Genomic DNA, 19,294 nt, shown 5'->3' on the forward strand with positions numbered 1-19,294 from the left:
GATGACCGAATCGCCGCAGGAAACGCCCGACGCCGGGGCCGAAACGGCCGCAACCCGGGCGCAGGCGGACCCGTTCACGGTGACTCCCCGCGACACCTTCGTCGACGGCGCGGCCCTCTTCCCCGGCGACACCGGGGTGCTGCCGATGAAGGTGCGGCAGGCGCTGGTGAAGCTGCTCAAGGGCCCGTACATCGACGGCGGCCGGGACGAGAAGCTCTGGACCACGCTGCTGGACAACCAGCTGATCCTGCGCAGCCGGCTCTCCGAGCTGTTCCTGACCCTGCAGCTGGACCATGAGCGCAAGGTCGCCGTCCTGCGCCCGGTGGACCCGGAGGCCATCGGCGGCAGCGCCCGCTCCAGCATCCTGCGCCAGCAGCGGGCCCTCAGCCGGGTCGAGACGATCGTGCTGCTCCGGCTGCGGCTGCTGCTGGACCGGCACGTCACGGCCCAGACGGACCCGACCATCACGCGGGAGGAAATCGCCGACCTCGTGGCCCACTACCAGCCCGCCGGCCAGCAGGACGCCCTGCGCGACGCCGACGTCGTCAACCGCGCCATCACCAAGCTCCTGGCCCGCCAGTTGCTGCTGGGCACCGGCCTCGACGACGTCTACACCATCTCCAACGCCCTCCCGCTGGCGCTGCCCTTCGAGAACATCGGCGACATCCCCGCGCACATCGAAGCCCTGATCGCCGCCGGCACCGACCCCACCGGCACCGAACCCCTCCTCGAACTCGATGGGGACGCTGTTCCGGACGGTGAGGTTGGGGACGACGCGGATGGTGACGACGCCATAGACGACGACGGCGATGCCGCCCCGGGAGTGGCATCGGGCCTGTCGGAGCCGGACGGCCCGCTGCTTGCAGCAGAGCCGTCCGGCGAAGGGGCGGGGGCGGCATCGCCGTCGGCGTCACTCAGCCCCACCACGGAAGCGGAGGCCGCCGAATGAGCATTGCAACCATGCTGCCGATGGGCGAGCTGACGAACCCCGGACAGATGCGCCTGGCCCTGGTGCAGGTGGTCAACTGGGGTACATTCCATGGCGCGCATACGATGCACGTGGACCGCAACGGCACGCTGCTGACGGGCAACTCCGGCGTCGGCAAGTCCACGCTGTTCGACGCGATGCTGCGCGTCTTCGATGCCCGGCCGCGGTCCAATGAGGCTGCGGCGCAACGGGCCGGCGGGGCCGTGGAGGACAAGCGGACCACGTTCACGTATATGCGCGGCAAGGTGGGGGACAAGGCCGTCGGCGAGGGCTCGGCCAGTGCCTACCAGCGCCCCGGTGCCACCTGGTCCGCCGTCGCGCTGACGTTCGACAACGCCGCCGGGACCCGGGTCACCATCTCGGCGCTCTTCGACCTGCCCAAGAACGGCACCGAATCCAGCGTCGGCCGGTTCTACCTGATCGACAACAAGCCGCTGGACCTGGCCAAGGTCGAGGGGATCGCGGAGAAGCGGTTCACCAAGTCCACGCTGGATGCCATCTTCCCGGACGCCCAGATCTTCGACGTGCACAAGGCCTTCGCCGAGCGGTTCCGCCGCCTGCTGGGGATCAACTCGGACCAGGCACTGCCGCTGCTGCGCGTCATCCAGGCCGGCAAGGGCCTGGGCGGCAGCGTAAACACGTTCTTCCGCGACCAGGTGCTGGACGCCCCCGCCACCCTGGCCGCCGCGGACGACGTCGTCGAGGAATTCAGCAACCTCATGTCCATCAGGCAGCGGCTCGAGGACGTCCGCCAGCAGCGCGACCAGCTGGCCCCGGTCCCCGGCCTGAACAAGGAGTACGCCCAGTCGCTGCTGGACGCGAACCGGCTGCGGGAACTGGCCGGCGAGGAATTCGAGGCCTACCGGCAGCAGCTGGCCGTCGCCGTGCACGAGAAGACCCTGGCCCGGTTCAAGGACCTGGCGCAGGCGAAGGCCAAGGACCTGACCGCCGAGCGGGCCGTCCGGGACGGGCTGGCCAAGGAACTGCGCCAGCTCGAGGCCGAGTACAACAACCAGGGCGGAAACGCGATCTCCGCGATCGAACAGTCGCTGGAAAACGCCCGGGTGGGCCTGAAGCTCCGCGAGGAAGTGGAGGCCTCCGCCCGGAAGGCCCTCAGCGACGCCGGTCTGGAGCTCGACTGGACCGCCGCCGGCTGGGAGCAGGCCCACGAGCAGGCCGCCGCGCGCTCGGCCGAGCTCAAGGACGACTCCGAGGCGCTGAAGGAACTGCGCTTCGAGGCGTTCGACAGCCACGCGGCGCGTAAGCGTGAACTCGCCGCGGCCCAGCAGGAACTCGTCTCACTCAAGACGCGCAAGTCCCTCCTGCCGCCGTCGAGTATCGAGAACCGCACCGCCATCGCCGCCGCCACCGGGGTCCCGGAGGAGCAAATGCCGTTCGGCGGGGAGCTGATGGACCTCCCGGAGGGCCAGGAACGCTGGCGCCCGGCCGCCGAACGCGCCCTGCGGAGCCTCGCCACGACGCTCCTGGTGCCGGGCGAGCACTTCGCCGCCGTCACCCGCTACCTCAACGACCACACTGTCCGCGGTGCGCTCCGGGCAGTCGACATCTCGAAGCCGCTCGCGGGCGGGGCGCTGGCCGTGGCGGAGGCGTCCGACGGCGACCTGCTGGGCAAGCTGGACATCCTCTCCGCCGGGCCCGAGGGCAGCGCGATTGCCGAGGCCGGCCAGTGGATTCGCGAGCGGATCGCCCTGGACTTCGCCTACCCCTGCGTCGAGAACCCGGACGAGCTCGCCGGCCTGGACAAGGGCATCAGCCTGGGCGGCGTGGTCAAGCGCAACCGCCACACCGTCGAAAAGGATGACCGGTTCACCGGACGGCAGGACTACGTCCTGGGCTTCGATAACGCCGCCAAGCTGGACCTGGTGGCGGCCCAGGTGGAGGAGCTGGAATGGGAGCTGGCCCGGGCCGCGGAGCTTGCCCAAGACCGCGAGGAATCGCACCAGGGCATGACCCGGCAGCTTGAGGCGCTGCGGCGCGTCGCCGAGGACCACCGGCCCTGGGAGCAGGTGTCCGCGGCGGTCGCCGCCGAGGAACTGGCCCGGATCGAACAGCGGCTCAAGGACGCCCTCGCCGCCCAGGCGGACCTGGAACCGCTGCGGGCCACGGTGGAGACGGCCCGCCAGCGGCACCAGTCCAGCACCGAATCCGCCGCCGTGCTGCAGAGCGAATACAAGGCCCTGGACGCGCAGCTGACCACGGCCGACTCACTGCTGGACGCGGCCCGGCGCCGGCTCGCCGAGCAGCCGCCCTCCCCGGAGGCGGCCGCGGCCCTGGCGGAGTACTTCAGCGGCTTCGGCGACGTGCTGGAAATGCACGAACTGGACCTGCTGGCCAACCAGGTGCGGACCCGGCTGCTGGCCGAACTGCACGCCGCAGAGTCCCGCGGCCAGGCCACCGCCGAGCGGCTCACCCGCATCTTTGAGGGCTTCGTCCGCGAGTGGGGCACGGCCATCTCCGCCGACCACGGCACGTCCATCGGCGCCGCCGGTGAGTTCGAGGCCCGCTACCATGCGATCGTCAGCGACGGCCTGCCCGCCCAGGAGGCCGAATTCCGGCAGTTCTTCAACCAGCGCACGCACGAATCCTTCTCCACGCTGCTGCACCTGCTGGACGAGGAACGGCGCTCCATCACCAGCCGGATCCTGCCGCTGAACGGCATCCTGTCCCAGGTGAACTTCCACGAGGGCAGTTACCTGGAGCTGGACATCAAGCAGACCCTGCCGGCCACGGCCAAGCAGTTCAAGGACGCCATCCAGAACGCCCTCAAGGTCCGGCAGGCCAGGCCCGGAAAGACCGCTGGTGCGCCCACGCCGGCGGACGACGACGTCGAACTCACCACCCGGTACAAGTCGCTGGAAACCCTCGTGAAGCGGCTCGGCTCGCAGAGCCCGGAGGACCGCCGCTGGCGCGCCGAGGTGCTGGACGTCCGCGGGCACCTGTTCATCCAGTGCAAGGAACACCGCGAGGTGGCAGCCCGCGCTGACAAGTCCGGCGCGGCGAAGGGTGCGAAGAAAACCGAGGTGTTCATGCACGCGGACACCGGCTCCATGTCCGGCGGCGAGCGGCAGCGCTTCACCGCGTTCATCATGGCGGCCGCACTCAGCTACCAGCTGGGCATCGCCGAGCAGGGCTTCACCACCTACGGAACGGTCATGATGGACGAGGCGTTCGTCCTGGCCTCCGAGGAATTCGCCGGCGCCGGCATCAAGGCGCTGCACGAATTCGGGTTCCAGCTGCTGCTGGCCGCCCCGGAGAATGTGATCGACCTGTCCCGGCACCTAGGTTCGGTGACCGAGATCCTCCGGGACAAGCGCACCAACCGTTCCGGCGTGCTGACGGCCCCGGTGATCGCCCCCGACGCCGCCGACGGCGGGGCCTGGCGGTCCGAGGCGAACCCGGTGGACATCATCCTGCGCTGACGCCGGCGCGCCCGGGCAGCTCAAGGAGCCCGGGCGCGCAGGACGCGACGGGGCCGTCAGGCTCCGCGGACGCGGTCCATGAACTGCGCGGTGCGGGCAATCAGGCCCTCGACCTGGCGGGCGACGGCCGCCTCCGGGTCCGGGTTGATGTCGTTGACCGGCGGCGCCACTCGCACGTTGCGACAGCAGCCGAAGTCCGCACAGATCAAGGTGCCCACGGTGTTGCCGTTGCGCCCCGACTGGCCGGCCCGCTTGGCCACCCAGAGCAGCACGTCGTCCTTGGAATGGATGTCGCGGCACAGTTCGCACAGCACCGCGCGGTTTTTCTTGGCACCGCCCTCGGGGGCGCGGAGCATGATGCCGACGGGCCCGTTGGCGCCGGGAAGCATTAGGTAGCCGCGCAGCGGCATCTTCCCGTCGCGCCAGCCGAGGAAGTCGAGGCTATCCCAGTCCAGGCTGTCGAAGTTCCTGGGCAGGGTCAGCTTGGCGGCTTCGGAGCGGCTGGCGTTGATGAAGGAGGAGCGGATGCGGGCAGCGGTGATTTCGTACATGGGAAGGTCTTTCGGGATCGGAGAGCTCCGGCCGGCGCGTTGGACGCGCGGGGGGAGGGGGCAGGCAGCTGCCGGCCTGCGATTCCGGTGGGGAGGCGCGGCGGCGTTAGGCCGCTGCGGATCCGTACATGGTGGAGAAGGCCGGCGACGGCGCGGGCGCGATGCAGGCCGCAACGGCCACCCCGCTGACTGCGGCTGGAGTCATCGCCATGATGTCCGCCCACTTTCCCTCGTCGCATCCGGAGGTGGTTTCTGACCTTCCGGCGCCGGTTTCCGATGCCCGGCCCCGCCATCCTCGCAAACGCGGAACCCGGTGTCCAGTCCGCCCTTCGCGGGCAGGCGAGGTGCCCGAGGCAATTACGTCACTCAAAGCTTGCGTAATCAGCATGAGGATAGGTTAGCCTTACTTAGGTTTGCATCACCTACCTAAGGATCATCGTGACGTCCCCGCTCGCTACGCCTCCCACCCGCTCCGCCGGCCCCCTCCTGAGCCCGCGCTCCTTCTCCCGGCGCGGACTCGCCGCCGCCGCCCTCGCCGTCGTCGCCGGCCTAGGCCTGGCCGGCTGCTCCACCGGCCCCGCCGGCGCGCAGGAGGCTGGGACCGCCCCGACCGCCACCGCCGGGTACCCCGTGACCATCAAGCACGCCTTCGGTGAGACGACGCTGGAGCACCAGCCGCGGCGCGTGGTCACCGTGTCCTGGGTCAACGACGACGTCGCCCTCGCCCTGGGCGTCGTGCCGGTGGGCCTGCCGAAGAATGACTGGGGCGGCAACAGCCGGGCGTCGACGCCGTGGAAGGACGCCGCGCTGGACCGGCTGGGCGCCGGAGCCGGCTCCGCCACCGCCCCCACGCAGTACTCGGAGGCTGACGGCATCAACTTCGCCGAAATCGCCAAGCTCAACCCGGACGTGATCCTCGGCGCCTACTCCGGCCTCAGCGAGGAGGATTACCGCAAGCTCAGCGACATCGCCCCCGTGGTGGCGCAGCCCGGCGTCGCCTACGGAACCGCCTGGCAGGACTCCACCGCCATGATCGGCAAGGCTTTGGGCAAGGAGGCCGAGGCCGCCAGCCTGGTCGCGAAGACCGAGGCCACGGTCAGGGACAAGGCCGCCGCCTACCCCCAGCTGGCCGGCAAGACCTTCATCTACGGCAACCTGGAGCCGGCCAAGAGCGACGGCGTGAACATCTACACCGCCAACGACAACCGTCCCCGGTTCCTCTCCAGCCTGGGAATGACCCTGGCCCCCGTGGTGGTCTCAAACACCAAGGATTCCAAGGAGTTCTTCATCCCCTGGTCCGCCGAAAAAGCCAACGAGCTCGACTCGGACCTCTTCGTCACCTGGATCCCCGACGCCAAGACCGCGGACTCGATCAAGCAGCACCCCCTGCTCGGCCAGATCCCCGCGATCAGGAAAGGTGCCCTGGTCGCGGACCCGGACAACACCCTGACGCTCTCCATCTCCGCGGCCTCCCCGCTGAGCCTGCCGTGGGCGCTGGACCGCTTCCTTCCCCAACTCGCGGCCGCGGCGGACGCCGCCGCGGCAAAGTAGGGCGCCCCATGCCTTCGGCCCGGGGGCGGAGCGTCCGCGCCGGCTGGCTGCTCGCCGCTGTCGCCGCGTTGGTCCTGGTGTCCGCGGCCTCGCTGGCGGTGGGGGCCCGGCAACTCAGCCCCGGCACCGTCGTCGCGGCCCTGACCGGGTTCGACCCGGGCAACGGGGATCACGCCGTGGTGCAGGCCCGGGTGCCTCGCACGGTCCTGGGACTCCTGGCGGGCGGCGCGCTGGGCCTGGCCGGGGCCGCCATGCAGGGGGTGGCCCGCAACCCGCTGGCGGACCCGGGCATCCTGGGCGTCAACGCGGGGGCGGCGCTGGCCGTGGTCGCCGGCATCCACCTCGCGGGGGTGACCTCGCTGACCGGGTACCTCTGGCTCGCGTTCGCCGGGGCCGCGGCGGCCGCCGTCGTGGTCTACCTGATCGCCGCGGCGGGCCGGGGCGGTGCCACCCCGGTGAAGCTCGCCCTCGCCGGTGCCGCCCTGAGCGCCGCTTTGTTCTCGCTGATGAACGTGCTCCTGATCTCCAGCCAGGACACCCTGGACCGGTTCCGGTTCTGGCAGGTGGGGGGACTCGCCGGACGGGACTGGTCCGTGGTGCTGGCCGGGCTGCCGTTCCTGGCCGCAGGCGCCGTGATTGTGGTGGGTGCCGGGCGCGCCCTGAATGGCCTGGCCCTGGGGGACGACGTGGCCCGCGGCCTCGGCCAGCGCGTTGGTCTCACCCGCGGGGTCACCGCGTTCGGGGTGGTGCTGCTCTGTGGGACGGCGACGGCGCTGGCCGGCCCGATCGGCTTCGTGGGCCTGGTGGTGCCGCACGCGGTCCGGCTCCTCTCCGGCCCGGATTACCGGTGGATCCTGCCGCTGTCCCTGGTGCTGGGTCCGTGCCTGCTGCTGCTCGCGGACCTGGCCGGCCGCGTGGTCCTGCTTCCGGGTGAGGTGCCCGCCGGGATCATGACCGCCCTGGTGGGCGCCCCCGTCTTCGTCTGGCTGGTCCGCCGGAGCAAGGGGGCCGCGCTGTGAGTGCCCGGCTGCTGCCCCCGAGGCCGTCCCGCCCGGCGGTGCTGCTGGCATTCGCCGCCGTTGGGGTGTTCACGGCGGCGGTCCTGCTGGGCAGCTACACCGTCACCGTTCCGGACCTGTGGAGGGTCCTGGCCGCGCACCTCAGCGGTGCCCCCAGGATCCCGACGGTGAGTTTCATGGTGATGGAGCTGAAACTGCCGCGCGCGGTCACGGGCGCTATGGTCGGCGCCGCCTTCGGCCTCTCGGGGGCGCTGTTCCAGACGCTGCTGCGGAACCCGCTGGCCAGCCCGGATGTCATCGGCATCAGCTACGGTGCCAGCGCCGCGGCGGTCACGGCCATCGTCGTCTTCGGGGCCTCCGGCGCCGCAGTATCCGGGGCCGCGCTCGCGGGCGCCCTCGCCGTCGCCCTCCTGATCTACGCGATCTCCCGCCGCGGTACCGGCGGGAGCGGGGCGGCGGGCGGGCGGCTGATCCTGGCCGGCGTCGGAATCGCCGCGGCGCTGCAGGCGGTGGTCAGTTTCCTCATGACCCGTTCCGACATCCGGACCGCGGCGGATGCCCTGGTCTGGCTCAGCGGCTCGCTGAACTCCGCGGGATGGGAACGGGCGGGGGTTCTGGCCGCGGCCCTGCTGGTGCTGATCCCGGCGGCCGCCGCCCTGGCGCGGCCCCTGCGGATGGTCGAACTCGGCGACGACGCCGCCGCGGGGCTCGGCGTGCGGGTCGGTGCCACCCGGCTGGGCGTCGTGGCGGTGGGCGTCGCCCTCTCGGCCTGCGCGACGGCGGCGGCCGGCCCGGTGGCGTTCGTCGCCTTCCTCGCCGGCCCGATTTCCCGACGCTTGAGCCGCCGCAGCAGCCTGCCGGCCGCGGCCCTGACCGGGATGCTGATCGTCCTCTCCGCCGACTTTCTCGCCGCGAACCTCGCCCCGCTGCTCCTGGCCGGGACCGTCCTCCCCGTGGGGGTTGTGACCGGTGCCCTGGGCGCACCCTTCCTGCTGTGGCTGCTGGCCACCGCCAACCGAAAGGACACCTGAGATGGCAGAACTCGCCGCACAGGATCTCACCCTCGAGTACGGAGCCACGCCGGTGGTGGCCGGCCTCAGCTGCACGATTCCGCCCCGGAAGGTGACCATGATTGTGGGCGCCAACGCCTGCGGCAAGTCCACCCTGCTCCGCGGCCTGTCCCGGCTGCTCAAGCCCGCGGGCGGCGCGGTCACCCTCGACGGCCAGGACATCCGGTCCCGTCCGGCCCGGGACCTCGCCCGGCAGATGGGACTGCTCCCGCAGCATCCCTCCGCGCCGGCCGGACTCCTCGTCCGGGACCTCGTCGGCCGTGGCCGCTATCCCCACCGCGGCGCCTTCGGCGGGTGGAGCCGGGCGGATGGGGAGGCCGTCGACCGGGCGCTGGCGGCCACGGACACCGCGCACCTTGCCGGCCGCGACGTCGACGAGCTCTCCGGCGGCCAGCGCCAGCGGGTCTGGATTGCCATGGCCCTGGCACAGGAGACCGGGCTGCTGCTGCTGGACGAACCCACCACCTACCTGGACCTCGCGCATCAGGTGGAGGTGCTGGACCTGCTGACCGACCTGAACCGACGCCGCGGCACCACGGTGGTGGTCGTGCTGCACGACCTGAACCTGGCCGCACGGTACGCGGACCACCTCATCGCCCTCAAGGCGGGGCGGATCGTGGCCGAGGGCGTGCCCGCGGCGGTGGTCACGGAGAAGTTGATTCGGGAGGTGTTCGGCCTGGAATGCCGGGTGATGCCCGACCCGGTGTCCGGCACCCCGCTGGTGCTGCCGATCGGGCGCCACCACACCGTGCTTGCCCCGGCCGGCGGCAACGGGATGGTGACGGTCCCGTGACCGCGCAGCGCACGGCACCCCGGCCGGTCCCCGAAACCCTCGCAGAGCAGCCGATGTCCCGCGCCTTCGACGTCACCGTCTCCGCAGTGCGGGACCTCAGTCCCGGCTTCCGGCGGATCACCCTCGGCGGCTACGCGCTGCGCGACTTCGGCGTGCACGGCCCCACCCTGGACCTCCGGGTGAAGCTGGTGCTCCCGTCGCGGGCGGCGGACGGAACCGCGATGCCCCTCCCGGCCTTCCGGGTCGAGGAACCCGGCTGGTACCGCCAATGGCTGGCCATGGACCCGGACGTCCGCGGGACCATGCGGACCTACACCGTCCGGCGGGCCCGGCTGGACGCCGTCTACCCCGAGATCGACGTCGACATCGTGCTGCACGCTCACGGGGGCGCCGGAATGGACGGCAGCGGAGCGGACGCCGAAGGCCCGGGTGCCACGTGGGCCCGGCAGACCCGGCCCGGGGACCGCGTCACCCTGATCGGCCCGAACAGCCGCGCCGCACACTGCGTGCTGGAGGAGACCTACGCCGGCATCGAGTGGCGGCCCGGCGCCGCCCGGCGGATCCTGCTGGCCGGGGACGAGACTGCGGTCCCGGCAATCTGCGCGATCCTCGAGAGCCTGCCCCCGCACCTGAGCGGCGACGCCGTCCTGGAGGTCCCCGACGCCGGCGACATCCGGCACATCACCACGGAGGCCGACGTCGCCGTCACCTGGCTCCCGCGCCGCACCGCGGCCGCGGGGAAACCTTCCGACGGAGGCCGGCCGCACGGCGAACTGCTCCGGGACGCCGTCCGGGACATCGTCTCCCGCCGGGATGGCGCCGGCGCCCTGGCGGGGACGGCCGCCCCGGAGGTTGAAGCGGTGACGGAAGACGCGGACCTCCTGTGGGAGACCCCGGAAAGTGTCCCGGCCAGCCCGTTCTACGCCTGGATCGCCGGCGAGGCGGGCACCGTCCGGGAGCTGCGGCGCTATCTGGTCCGCGAGGCGGGGATCGACCGGGCGAACGTCGCCTTCATGGGGTACTGGCGGCGGGGCCGGGCGGAGCTCTAGGCAGGGGTAAGGGAGAGCGGCTTGGCACCGTCCCGGTGCCAAGCCGCCGCCCGCAGTTCACCCTCCCGGCACCGGCTGGTTGGCCGGCGGGGCTACCGTGGCGGCATGGCCGCGAACCTCTTGCATCCGGGCCCGGACGGGCGGCGGGTTTACGTCGCCCTCGGCGATTCCTTCACCGAGGGCGTGGGGGACCGCAGCAAGCACCTGCCCAACGGCGTCCGGGGTTGGGCGGATCGGGTGGCCGAAAGGCTGGCGAAGGCGGACCCAGGCTGGGAATACGCCAACCTCGCCATCCGCAGCAAGCGACTCCGGCAGATCATCGCCGAGCAGCTGGAACCGGCGCTGGCGATGAAGCCCACCCTGGTGACCCTGTACGCCGGCGGCAACGACCTGCTGGACCTCGGCACCGACATCGAGGACCTGATGGACGACTACGAGGTCCTGGTCCAGCGGCTTACCGCCTCGGGGACCACCGTGGTGCTCTTCACCGGCTTCGACGTCAAGGTCTCCGTGCTGCTCGAACCCTTCAAGCGCCGCAACACCCTCTATAACCGCCGGGTCCGGGAACTGGCCGACTGGTACGGAGCCGTACTGGTGGACTACTGGGCCTTCGAGGCGTTTCAGGACCCCAGGATGTGGGACAGCGACCGGCTCCACATGTCCAAGGCCGGCCACAAATACCTCGCCGCGCAGGTCCTGGACCATCTGGGCGTACCGCACAGCATCAGCCCCAAGGAATGGGAACCGCCTGCCCCGCTGGGGTTCCGCGACTGGGAACGGCGGCAGCGGCGCTGGGTGCACGACTGGGTGCTGCCGCTGTTCGGCCGGAAACTGCGCGGCGTCACCCTGGGGGACCAGCTCACCCCGCGCTGGCCGCAGCCGGTGCGGGTGCCCGAGAAGGGCGGGCTGAAGAAGCTGTTGGCCTGACGCTCCGGCCTAGGCGTCCAGCAGGTTCTCGAAGCCGGGGGCCACCCGGCTGGCGTGGAACTCCTCGACGTCGTAGTCGGCCACGCCGTTGACGTAGAACGGATCCGCGAGCAGCGCCGCGTCCAGGTCCGCGCGCTCGGCATTGGAGAGCAGCAGCCCTCCGGTCCGGGGAATCTTGCGCCCGGCCACCATGAAGACGCCCCGGTCGAAGGCGTCCTGCAGCCACTGAACGTGCGCGGGCAGGTGGAAATCGACGATCTCGTCGGGGACCTTGTAGGTGAGCGACACGACGTACATAGCGTCAGCGTACCCCCTGTCCCGGGCGAGCCGGCAGGGATAGAAAACCATGGAGGGTTGAACCGTCAAGCTTCGCGGCTCCTAGAATGGAGCCATGACCGATCCGCGCTGGCTCAACGCCGAGGAACGCCGTGCCTGGCTGGCACAGCTGAGCATCAACACCCTGCTGCCGGCCGCGCTGGACACCCAGCTGCACTCGGCCGGGAAGCTCTCCCTCTTCGACTACAACGTCCTGGCCATGCTGTCCGAGGCGGAGGGCCGCTACCTGCCGATGAGCGAACTCGCCGCCCGCACCAGCGCCTCGCTGTCCCGGCTCTCGCACGTGGTCACCAAGCTGCAGAACCGGGGATGGGTGGAACGCCAGCCCCACCCGGGGGACGCCCGCGTCACCACGGCGCACCTGACCGACGCCGGGCTGGAAACCCTGGTGGGGCTCGCCCCCGCCCACGTGGAGGCGGTACGCGAGTTGTTCCTCGACGCCCTGGACCCCGACGACGTCGCCGCCCTCGCCCGGATCGGCGAGAAGGTGGTGGCCCGGCTGGACCCCTGCCACTGGATCCTGCGTGAGAACGGACCCGTCGAGGCCGGGTAGGCCTTCGCGCCCCTTGGTTGCTTCCGGCAACGGGTGACAGACTGTCTGCATGGATTTCAGCACCCGGTATGTGGCCCTCGGAGACTCCTTTACCGAAGGCGTCGGCGACGATGATCCGTCCCGCCCCAACGGGGTGCGCGGTTGGGCCGACCGGGTCGCCGAGCAGCTCGGGGCCGCGGACCCCGGATTCGGCTACGCCAACCTGGCCATCCGCGGCCGGAAACTGCGGCAGATCCTGGCCGAACAGGTGGACGCCGCCGTCGCGCTCAACCCCACGCTGGTGACCATCTACGCCGGCGCCAACGACATCCTCCGGCCCACCATCGACATTGACGGGCTGCTCGTGGAGTACAACGAGGCCGTCGCCAAGTTGACCGCCACCGGCGCCACCGTGGTGATGTTCACCGGCTTCGACGCCCGCGGGTCCAAGGTCTTCAGCACCATGCGCGGCCGCACCGCCATCTACAACGAACTGGTCCGCGGCATCGCCGGCGACCACGGGGCACTCCTGGTGGACTACTGGCGCTTCAGCGAATACTACGACTGGGGCATGTGGGCCACGGACCGGATGCACATGTCCCCGGCCGGGCACGCCACCATGGCCCGGCGGGTCCTCGACGTCCTGGCCCACGAGCACTCCATCGACGTGCCGCCCATGACCCCGGTCCCGGAACTCAGCCGCTCCGAAGCGCTCGCCGCCAACGCCCGCTGGGTCCGCGAATTCGCCGGACCCTGGGTGATGCGGCGGGTCACCGGGAAGTCCTCCGGCGACGGCCTCTCGCCGCGGTATCCTCAGCTGACCCACCTCTAGGCCCTGCGGGGCAGCGGCCGCCGCCCCTCTTTCAAAAGAGCGGCACCGTTCAAAGGAGCAGCACCGGATGAACAGCACCCCAGTGACCTTCCCGCCCGGCTTCCTCTGGGGCGCCGCCACCGCCGCGTACCAGATCGAGGGCGCGGCCCGGGAGGGCGGGCGCGGCGAATCGATCTGGGACGTCTTCAGCCGGGTGCCCGGCGCCGTGGCTGACGGGCACAACGGCGACGTCGCCTGCGACCACTACCACCGCACGGCGCAGGACATCGCGCTGATGCAGGATTTGAACCTGGCCGCCTACCGGTTCTCGGTCTCCTGGGCCCGCTGCGTGCCCGACGGCGTCACCCCCAACCCGGAGGGAATCGCCTTCTACTCGGACCTGGTCGACCGGCTGCTGGCGGCCGGAATCACGCCCTGGATCACCCTCTACCACTGGGACCTGCCCCAGGCGCTGGAGGACAAGGGCGGCTGGGCAGCCCGGGAGACCGCCGAACGCTTCGCCGAGTTCGCGGCCCTCATGCATGATGCGCTGGGGGACCGGGTCCGGTTCTGGACCACCCTCAACGAACCCTGGGTTTCGGCCTTCCTGGGCTACGCCGCCGGCCTCCACGCCCCCGGCCGCAAGGACCCGGCGGCCGCCCTCGCCGCCGTCCACCACCTGCTGCTGGGCCACGGTTTGGCGGTGCGGGAGATCCGGAGCCGGAACGCCGCCGCGACCGTGGGCATCACCCTGAACCTGACCGTCGCGGACCCCGCGGACGCGGACCGTGAACTGGACCGCGACGCCGCCCGGCGCGCGGACGGCCAGTCCAACCGGCTGTTCCTGGATCCGCTCTTCCGGGGCGAATACCCCGAGGACGTCCTGGCCGACGTCGCGCACCTGGGCATGGCCGACGTCGTCCGGCCCGGAGACCTCGAACTGATCGCCGCGCCGCTGGACGTCCTGGGCGTCAACTACTACCACGGGAGCGCCTTCACGGCGGAGGCCGGCCGGGACCCCGACCCGTCCTCCCCAATGGTGGCCGCCGACGGCGTGCACACCGTTCCCCGCGGCCTCCCCGTCACCGGCATGGGCTGGGAAGTCCAGCCCGACGGGCTGCGCCGGCTGCTGGTGCGGCTGCAACGCGAATACACGGGGCCGGCAGGGATCCCGATCTGCATCACCGAGAACGGCGCCGCCTACGACGACGAACCGGACGCGGCGGGCTTCGTCAACGACGAGGACCGCCGGAACTTCTTCGAACAGCACCTCCGTGCGCTGCACGCGGCGATTGCCGAGGGCGTGGACGTGCGCGGCTACTTCGCCTGGTCCCTGCTGGATAACTTCGAGTGGGCCTTCGGCTACCACCAGCGCTTCGGCCTGGTCCGGGTGGAGTACGACACGCAGCGCCGGATCCCCAAGGCCAGCGGGCTTTGGTACGCCCGGGTCGCGGCGTCGAATGCCCTGCCGGGCTGACGGCCGGGAGCGCTAGGCGCGGAAACCGGGTGTGGCGAGCAGGCCGCCGTCGCGCCTGACCGCGAGGATCTGGACGTCCCAGCCGTCGGTGGCGCGGTTCAGCATCGGGAGCCCACCCGCCACGATCGCGGTGGCCAGTACGTCGGCGGTCACGATGTCCGCCGCGGCGACCGAGACCTGGAGGAATTCGCTCGGCCCGGTGGCCCGCGTCCAGATGTGGTCGCCGCGTTCGGCCGACCCGGAGGTGGCCAGCGCCCGCGCCGTGTGGCCGCCGCCCAGCGGGTAGGCGGCCAGCAGGGTGCCGCGGTCCTGCGGGTCCACGATGCCGGCCTGCCAGGTGGCCGCGGTCCCGACGATCGGCGAGCCGGAGACCAGCACGTCGCCGCCGGCGTTGAGGCACCAGTCCCTCAGCCCCAGCGACGCCAGGGCGGCCCCGGCCTCCTGGACCGCATAGCCCTTGACCAACCCGGACAGATCCGGGGCCCCGTCGGGACGTTCCGGGGTGAAGGAGCCCTCGGTCAGCAGCCGCCAGTTCGCGGCCTCGGCGTAGCGGTCCCGGAAGCCGGCCGAGGTTTCCTTAGGCGTCACCTCCCGGCGGGCCACCCGGCTGGCCTCCGAATCCGGCCGGTAGAGGCTGAACTGCCCGTCGAGCTCCCGGAAGATGCGTTCGACGGCGTCCGCTGCCGAGCCGAGGGCCTCCTCCGTCGCGGCCGGGGAGGCGGCGTCGTCGTTCCCCGCCATCGGGACGGTGAGGCCGATGACGGTACCCATGCACTGGAATGTCCGGGCCTTCAATGCCGGGCTTTCCGGCTTAGAGGTGGGCAGCATCGAGGGCCGCCTGCAGCGAGGTCAGGTACGCGGAGCTGGTGACGGTGGCCCCGCTGATGGTCTGGACGTTGGCGGACTGGGCCTGGAGCACCTCGGAGCGCAGCAGGGGAGCGGCGCGGTTGCTGATCTGCACCGAGCGGCGGTCCTCGTCCGTGAGCTGCAGCGCCTTGACGTCCGTGATCTTGCCGCCGCTGACGCTGATCTGCACCTGGACCGAGCCGAACCGGGTCTGCACCGAGTCCCCGGTGAAGGTGCCGCCGGCACTGGAGGAACCGGAGGAGCTGCCGGAGGATCCTGACGACCCGCTGCCGCTGCCGCTGGTGCCGGTGCCGGAGGACGTGTCCCCGGAGGCTGCGGACCCGGAGGTCGAGCCGCCGGCGGAACTGCCCAGCCCGGACTTGGCGGACCCGGTGCCGGTGGCCCCGGTACCGGCGGTTCCCGCCGTCGTGCCGACCGCGCTGGCCGATTCGGCCACGTGGGCGCCGGACTGCCAGCCGGCCAAAAGGATCCCGGCGGAAGCCAGGGTCGCGGAAACTACTGCGCGAATTCTCACCAGTCAAACCTTTCGTAGTGGAGTTGTTCTTCCCGCACGCCGGCCTGGCGTGCGTCGTCGAGGACGTTCCGGGCCCAGGCATCCGGGCCGCAGACGTAGATGTCGGTGCCGGCCAGGTCGGGAGCGTAGCTGGCCAGCCGGTAGCCGGCGCGGGACTCGCTCTCGGGCAGCCAGGTGCTCACGCCCCGGGGCCGTCGGCCGGTCAGGTGGAACAGGGTGGCCCCGCGCCGCTGGCAGAGGTCCAGGATCTCGTCGCCCAGGTACAGGCCGGACTGATTGTGGCCGCGAAGGATCACCGTGGCTTCCCCCGGGGCGAAGGGCGTGTTCTCGAGCAGCGCCCGGATGGGGGTAATGCCGATCCCGGCGCCGATGAGGACCACCTTTCGCCGGCTGCGGGAGGCCGAGCTGAACAGCCCGTACGGTCCCTCCACCGCTACCCGGGTGCCCGGCCGCAGGCGGGCGAGGGCGGCGGAGCCGCGGCCCAGGTTCCGGACCGTGATCCGGAGCCGGCCGCCGCCGTCGGCCCCGAACGTCACGGGCTCGGCGGAGAGGCTGAAGGGGTGCGGGTGCCACCACTGGCCGGGGGCCAGGAACCGCCAGATAAAGAAACGGCCGCCGCTGCCGGCCAGTTCGTCAAGGTGCCGGCCCGTCATTTCGATGCTGACCACGCCGTGGCCGGCGGAGACGACGCGGCTGACCGTCAGCTGGTGCCGGAAGGTGGCAACGATCGGCTCCAGGACCCGGTAGTGGGCCAGGGCTGCGCCGGTCCCGATGCAGACGGCCAGCCAGTACCAGCGCTGCCAGGTCCCCTCGGCGAAGAGCCCGCCGACGCTGAACTGGTGCGGAATGGCGGTCAGGACCGCGGCGTAGGTCAGCAGGTGTACCGCGTACCAGAACTCGTAGGGGAAGCGGCGGCGCACGGCCACCAGGGAGGTGACGACGACGGCGATGAACAGCAGGATGGAGATGTACGCCAGCCACATGTCCGGCACCTGTACCCAGAGGGACACGGCCTCGCTGACGGGGTCCAGGCCGTCCGCCATCCCGTAGCCGACCGCCAGCAGGACGCCGTGGGCCAGGAGCAGGTACAGGGCGGGTTTCCCCAGCTTGCGGTGGAATTCGAGGGCCCGGTCGTGGCCGACGGCCCCGTCGATGATGGGCAGCCGCGCCGCGAGCAGCAACATCAGCAGCACCAGGTCCATGCCGGCGAGTCCGGCCACGATGCCCAGGGCCGTGAAGGCGCCGCCGGGAGTGGAGAGGCCGGACGCGCCGCCGTCGGCGAGCCACAGGGCGATGGCGGCTGCGACGGAGGACCAGGCGATGACCGTGAGCAGGTCGCCCCTGAACATCCGCCGGCGGTGCTGCGCCGCGAACGGGTTGCCGCTGGCCCCGGCCCGCCGGGCGAGGGGCTGCTGAGCAGTCTGGGTCGATGTGTTCATGGATCCAGAATCTGCCCGTTCCCTTTCGTTTTGCTGTGAAAGAACTGCGCCCCGCTTAAGTCTTCGCTGCAGGCCGGGCGGACCGCCTTATACACCCTCGGACCCCCGGATTGGTCTTTAATTCCGCGAGATCGTAGACTTGGTAGGCGCTAGGTGGCGCGGAGCGTGGGCAATTGCTCCGGTTGACGGGAAAGTCTGCAGTGCAGGCTGCTCCGGAGGCCGGTAGTTAGGGGCTCAAGTTGCGCGCGTTCCTGTATTCGCCCGGCATCCCGGTACCGCAGTGATGGCTTACGAGTTCTCCCTGACGGTTGTCCCGGACTCCTTCATCAGTTCCCTCGCAGCACGGTTTCGGCCGTCGTCGTGAGGGGCCCGTTCGAGGGGAGCTGGCGGCGGACGCTGCCTATCGCACGGTAACGCGGAACTCCGCCTGCCGTTTCATTTATTTTCATGAGGAGAGTCGTCATGGCAGCACACTGCCAGGTGACCGGAGCCGAGCCGGGCTTTGGACACAGCATTTCGCACTCGCACCGCCGCAACAAGCGCCGGTTCGACCCGAACATCCAGAAGAAGCGCTACTGGGTTCCGTCCCTGCGCCGTAATGTCACCCTGCAGGTCTCTGCACGTGGCATCAAGACCATCGACGTACGCGGCATCGACGTTGTCGTCGCCGACATCCTGGCACGAGGAGTGAAGCTCTAGTGGCAAAGGACAAGGACGTACGTCCGATCATCAAGCTCAAGTCGACCGCGGGCACGGGTTACACCTACGTGACGCGCAAGAACCGTCGTAACGACCCGGACCGCATGGTCCTGCGGAAGTACGATCCCAAGATCCGCAAGCACGTCGAATTCCGAGAGGAGCGCTAAGCACATGGCTAAGAAGTCAATGATCGCTAAGAACGAACAGCGTAAAGTCATCGTCGAGCGCTACGCTGCAAAGCGCCTCGAACTGAAGAAGGCCCTGGTCGACCCCAACTCGACCGACGAAGCCCGCGAAGCTGCACGCCTCGGCCTGCAGAAGCTGCCGCGCAACGCTTCCCCGGTCCGCCTCCGCAACCGCGACATCATCGATGGCCGCCCGCGTGGCACCTTCCAGAAGTTCGGCATCTCCCGTGTTCGCTTCCGCGACATGGCTCACCGCGGTGAGCTCCCGGGCATCACGAAGTCTTCCTGGTAATTCAGCACTCCTGAAGCCAGTGGCTTGAGAGGGGCCGGCAACCGTCATGGTTGCCGGCCCCTTGCGCGTTAAGCCGCCGGCTGCCGTGGGGCTGCTGGCGCCGGGTCCGCGGGGTGGTGACCGAGCGCACACGGAGCGGTTTTGGGTACGACGGCGGTTGATTGGGCCCCGAAGAAGCGCTGAGTCCCGGGTTTCCGGGGGTTTTCGGGGCGGTGGATGGCCTTGGGGGTGCGATTTGTGTGGTCCGGTGTTCGTGTGTAAAGTTATTCGAGTCGCCGCCGCTGAAGCGGAAAGATAGCGACCGACCCCCTTGTTGAACGGCCTGAAAAATGGTGCGGAATTGTGCGCCGGTTTTTCGGGTGGGGACCCTTCCATTGCGTGGGATTCGGCGGTTACGCCGGTTTGCATTGCGGTTGGTGATCGGGTAAGTTTGAAAAGTTGCTCCGGAGCGAGTCAGGACCCTGTGGGGTTGTGGTGGTGCCGGGTGTGTCTGTTGTTTGAGAACTCAATAGTGTGCCAAGTTTGTTGATACCGATTGTTTTATTGATTGGTTGAAATTGCCGAATCGTGCCGCCCCTGTGGTGTGGTTTGGTGTTTTAGCTGGTTTCAAATTTTGTGCAGCCTTCTTTCCTCGTTTTCCCGGGGTTGTTGGTTGTGTCTGTTTGTTTTCAACGGAGAGTTTGATCCTGGCTCAGGATGAACGCTGGCGGCGTGCTTAACACATGCAAGTCGAACGATGATCCGGTGCTTGCAC

The 19,294-nt window shown here is 70.3% G+C and carries 19 protein-coding genes and 1 rRNA gene; 15 read left to right on the forward strand and 5 right to left on the reverse strand.

Annotation, left to right across the window (positions count from 1 at the left end; all coding sequences use genetic code 11):
- The first annotated feature begins 1 nt into the window (after position 1).
- Both ACFVY3_RS10390 and ACFVY3_RS10395 read left to right on the forward strand, forming a co-directional pair.
- On the forward strand, positions 2-949 hold the full coding sequence (locus ACFVY3_RS10390) for a DUF4194 domain-containing protein (protein WP_400159646.1): 948 nt from the start codon (positions 2-4) through the stop codon (positions 947-949).
- Positions 946-4,428 (forward strand): ATP-binding protein, encoded by a 3,483-nt coding sequence (locus ACFVY3_RS10395; RefSeq protein ID WP_400159647.1) that lies wholly within the window; start codon positions 946-948, stop codon positions 4,426-4,428. Before ACFVY3_RS10390 ends, ACFVY3_RS10395 begins: the two co-directional genes overlap by 4 nt.
- 56 nt (positions 4,429-4,484) lie before the next feature.
- Here ACFVY3_RS10395 and ACFVY3_RS10400 read toward each other — a convergent pair whose 3' ends face one another.
- The gene (locus ACFVY3_RS10400; protein WP_290257273.1) at positions 4,485-4,979 is read right to left on the reverse strand and encodes an FBP domain-containing protein; all 495 of its coding nucleotides are present in this window, start codon (positions 4,977-4,979) and stop codon (positions 4,485-4,487) included.
- 438 nt (positions 4,980-5,417) lie between these two features.
- Between ACFVY3_RS10400 and ACFVY3_RS10405 the strand changes: the two genes are divergently transcribed.
- From ACFVY3_RS10405 to ACFVY3_RS10430, 6 genes are all read left to right on the forward strand, one after another.
- Entirely contained in the window at positions 5,418-6,530 is a 1,113-nt protein-coding gene (locus ACFVY3_RS10405; RefSeq protein WP_400159648.1) for an iron-siderophore ABC transporter substrate-binding protein, read from the forward strand.
- Positions 6,531-6,538: 8 nt separating this feature from the next.
- Positions 6,539-7,549, forward strand: a complete 1,011-nt coding sequence (locus ACFVY3_RS10410; protein ID WP_400159649.1) for a FecCD family ABC transporter permease — start codon at positions 6,539-6,541, stop codon at positions 7,547-7,549.
- A 38-nt stretch (positions 7,550-7,587) separates the two neighbouring features.
- Positions 7,588-8,580: a FecCD family ABC transporter permease gene (locus ACFVY3_RS10415; protein ID WP_400159664.1), complete on the forward strand. Its 993-nt coding sequence runs from the start codon at positions 7,588-7,590 to the stop codon at positions 8,578-8,580.
- A 1-nt stretch (position 8,581) separates the two neighbouring features.
- Positions 8,582-9,412: an ABC transporter ATP-binding protein gene (locus tag ACFVY3_RS10420; protein ID WP_400159650.1), complete on the forward strand. Its 831-nt coding sequence runs from the start codon at positions 8,582-8,584 to the stop codon at positions 9,410-9,412.
- 53 nt (positions 9,413-9,465) lie between these two features.
- A complete protein-coding gene (locus ACFVY3_RS10425) occupies positions 9,466-10,461 on the forward strand; it encodes a siderophore-interacting protein (protein ID WP_400159665.1) in 996 nt (331 codons plus the stop codon).
- A gap of 105 nt (positions 10,462-10,566) precedes the next feature.
- Positions 10,567-11,388: an SGNH/GDSL hydrolase family protein gene (locus tag ACFVY3_RS10430; RefSeq protein ID WP_400159651.1), complete on the forward strand. Its 822-nt coding sequence runs from the start codon at positions 10,567-10,569 to the stop codon at positions 11,386-11,388.
- A gap of 9 nt (positions 11,389-11,397) precedes the next feature.
- Here the strand turns inward: ACFVY3_RS10430 and ACFVY3_RS10435 are convergent, their stop codons facing one another.
- The gene (locus tag ACFVY3_RS10435; RefSeq protein WP_400159652.1) at positions 11,398-11,685 is read right to left on the reverse strand and encodes a YciI family protein; all 288 of its coding nucleotides are present in this window, start codon (positions 11,683-11,685) and stop codon (positions 11,398-11,400) included.
- Between the two features lie 94 nt (positions 11,686-11,779).
- Between ACFVY3_RS10435 and ACFVY3_RS10440 the strand changes: the two genes are divergently transcribed.
- The 3 genes from ACFVY3_RS10440 (at position 11,780) to ACFVY3_RS10450 (ending at position 14,544) form a co-directional block, all read left to right on the forward strand.
- Positions 11,780-12,277, forward strand: coding sequence for a MarR family winged helix-turn-helix transcriptional regulator (locus ACFVY3_RS10440; RefSeq protein WP_290257278.1), 498 nt, complete (start codon positions 11,780-11,782; stop codon positions 12,275-12,277).
- Between the two features lie 49 nt (positions 12,278-12,326).
- The gene (locus ACFVY3_RS10445; RefSeq protein ID WP_400159653.1) at positions 12,327-13,088 is read left to right on the forward strand and encodes an SGNH/GDSL hydrolase family protein; all 762 of its coding nucleotides are present in this window, start codon (positions 12,327-12,329) and stop codon (positions 13,086-13,088) included.
- A 67-nt stretch (positions 13,089-13,155) separates the two neighbouring features.
- Complete coding sequence (locus tag ACFVY3_RS10450) at positions 13,156-14,544, forward strand: GH1 family beta-glucosidase (RefSeq protein ID WP_400159654.1); 1,389 nt, start codon at positions 13,156-13,158, stop codon at positions 14,542-14,544.
- A 12-nt stretch (positions 14,545-14,556) separates the two neighbouring features.
- Here the strand turns inward: ACFVY3_RS10450 and ACFVY3_RS10455 are convergent, their stop codons facing one another.
- The 3 genes from ACFVY3_RS10455 to ACFVY3_RS10465 are packed head-to-tail and all read right to left on the reverse strand — an operon-like array spanning position 14,557 to position 17,364.
- On the reverse strand, positions 14,557-15,315 hold the full coding sequence (locus tag ACFVY3_RS10455; protein WP_400159655.1) for an FAD:protein FMN transferase: 759 nt from the start codon (positions 15,313-15,315) through the stop codon (positions 14,557-14,559).
- A 40-nt stretch (positions 15,316-15,355) separates the two neighbouring features.
- The gene (locus ACFVY3_RS10460; protein WP_400159656.1) at positions 15,356-15,925 is read right to left on the reverse strand and encodes an FMN-binding protein; all 570 of its coding nucleotides are present in this window, start codon (positions 15,923-15,925) and stop codon (positions 15,356-15,358) included.
- Entirely contained in the window at positions 15,922-17,364 is a 1,443-nt protein-coding gene (locus ACFVY3_RS10465; protein WP_400159657.1) for a ferric reductase-like transmembrane domain-containing protein, read from the reverse strand. The genes ACFVY3_RS10460 and ACFVY3_RS10465 overlap by 4 nt, the downstream gene beginning before the upstream one ends.
- Positions 17,365-17,826: 462 nt before the next feature.
- Here ACFVY3_RS10465 and rpmB point away from each other — a divergent pair, with 462 nt between their 5' ends.
- The 4 genes from rpmB to ACFVY3_RS10485 form a co-directional block, all read left to right on the forward strand.
- Positions 17,827-18,063, forward strand: coding sequence for a 50S ribosomal protein L28 (rpmB, locus tag ACFVY3_RS10470; RefSeq protein ID WP_056737118.1), 237 nt, complete (start codon positions 17,827-17,829; stop codon positions 18,061-18,063).
- Positions 18,063-18,230 carry a 50S ribosomal protein L33 gene (gene rpmG, locus ACFVY3_RS10475; RefSeq protein ID WP_290257284.1) on the forward strand — a complete coding sequence of 56 codons (168 nt, stop codon included), beginning with the start codon at positions 18,063-18,065 and terminating at the stop codon, positions 18,228-18,230. Before rpmB ends, rpmG begins: the two co-directional genes overlap by 1 nt.
- Before the next feature lie 4 nt (positions 18,231-18,234).
- On the forward strand, positions 18,235-18,540 hold the full coding sequence (gene rpsN / locus ACFVY3_RS10480) for a 30S ribosomal protein S14 (RefSeq protein WP_043485315.1): 306 nt from the start codon (positions 18,235-18,237) through the stop codon (positions 18,538-18,540).
- A 668-nt stretch (positions 18,541-19,208) separates the two neighbouring features.
- Positions 19,209-19,294 (forward strand): 16S ribosomal RNA (locus ACFVY3_RS10485); the annotation flags it as partial.

Source organism: Arthrobacter sp. BPSS-3 (assembly GCF_044628475.1).
Lineage (GTDB): Bacteria > Actinomycetota > Actinomycetes > Actinomycetales > Micrococcaceae > Arthrobacter.

Bases quoted from the DNA above. Each gene is read 5' to 3' on its own strand.
- ACFVY3_RS10390 (WP_400159646.1), top strand. From the start codon at position 2: ATGACCGAATCGCCGCAGGAAACGCCCGACGCCGGGGCCGAAACGGCC.
- ACFVY3_RS10395 (WP_400159647.1), top strand. From the start codon at position 946: ATGAGCATTGCAACCATGCTGCCGATGGGCGAGCTGACGAACCCCGGA.
- ACFVY3_RS10400 (WP_290257273.1), bottom strand. From the start codon at position 4,979: ATGTACGAAATCACCGCTGCCCGCATCCGCTCCTCCTTCATCAACGCC.
- ACFVY3_RS10410 (WP_400159649.1), top strand. From the start codon at position 6,539: ATGCCTTCGGCCCGGGGGCGGAGCGTCCGCGCCGGCTGGCTGCTCGCC.
- ACFVY3_RS10420 (WP_400159650.1), top strand. From the start codon at position 8,582: ATGGCAGAACTCGCCGCACAGGATCTCACCCTCGAGTACGGAGCCACG.
- ACFVY3_RS10425 (WP_400159665.1), top strand. From the start codon at position 9,466: ATGTCCCGCGCCTTCGACGTCACCGTCTCCGCAGTGCGGGACCTCAGT.
- ACFVY3_RS10430 (WP_400159651.1), top strand. From the start codon at position 10,567: ATGGCCGCGAACCTCTTGCATCCGGGCCCGGACGGGCGGCGGGTTTAC.
- ACFVY3_RS10435 (WP_400159652.1), bottom strand. From the start codon at position 11,685: ATGTACGTCGTGTCGCTCACCTACAAGGTCCCCGACGAGATCGTCGAT.
- ACFVY3_RS10440 (WP_290257278.1), top strand. From the start codon at position 11,780: ATGACCGATCCGCGCTGGCTCAACGCCGAGGAACGCCGTGCCTGGCTG.
- ACFVY3_RS10445 (WP_400159653.1), top strand. From the start codon at position 12,327: ATGGATTTCAGCACCCGGTATGTGGCCCTCGGAGACTCCTTTACCGAA.
- ACFVY3_RS10450 (WP_400159654.1), top strand. From the start codon at position 13,156: ATGAACAGCACCCCAGTGACCTTCCCGCCCGGCTTCCTCTGGGGCGCC.
- ACFVY3_RS10455 (WP_400159655.1), bottom strand. From the start codon at position 15,315: ATGGGTACCGTCATCGGCCTCACCGTCCCGATGGCGGGGAACGACGAC.
- ACFVY3_RS10465 (WP_400159657.1), bottom strand. From the start codon at position 17,364: ATGAACACATCGACCCAGACTGCTCAGCAGCCCCTCGCCCGGCGGGCC.
- rpmB (WP_056737118.1), top strand. From the start codon at position 17,827: ATGGCAGCACACTGCCAGGTGACCGGAGCCGAGCCGGGCTTTGGACAC.
- rpsN (WP_043485315.1), top strand. From the start codon at position 18,235: ATGGCTAAGAAGTCAATGATCGCTAAGAACGAACAGCGTAAAGTCATC.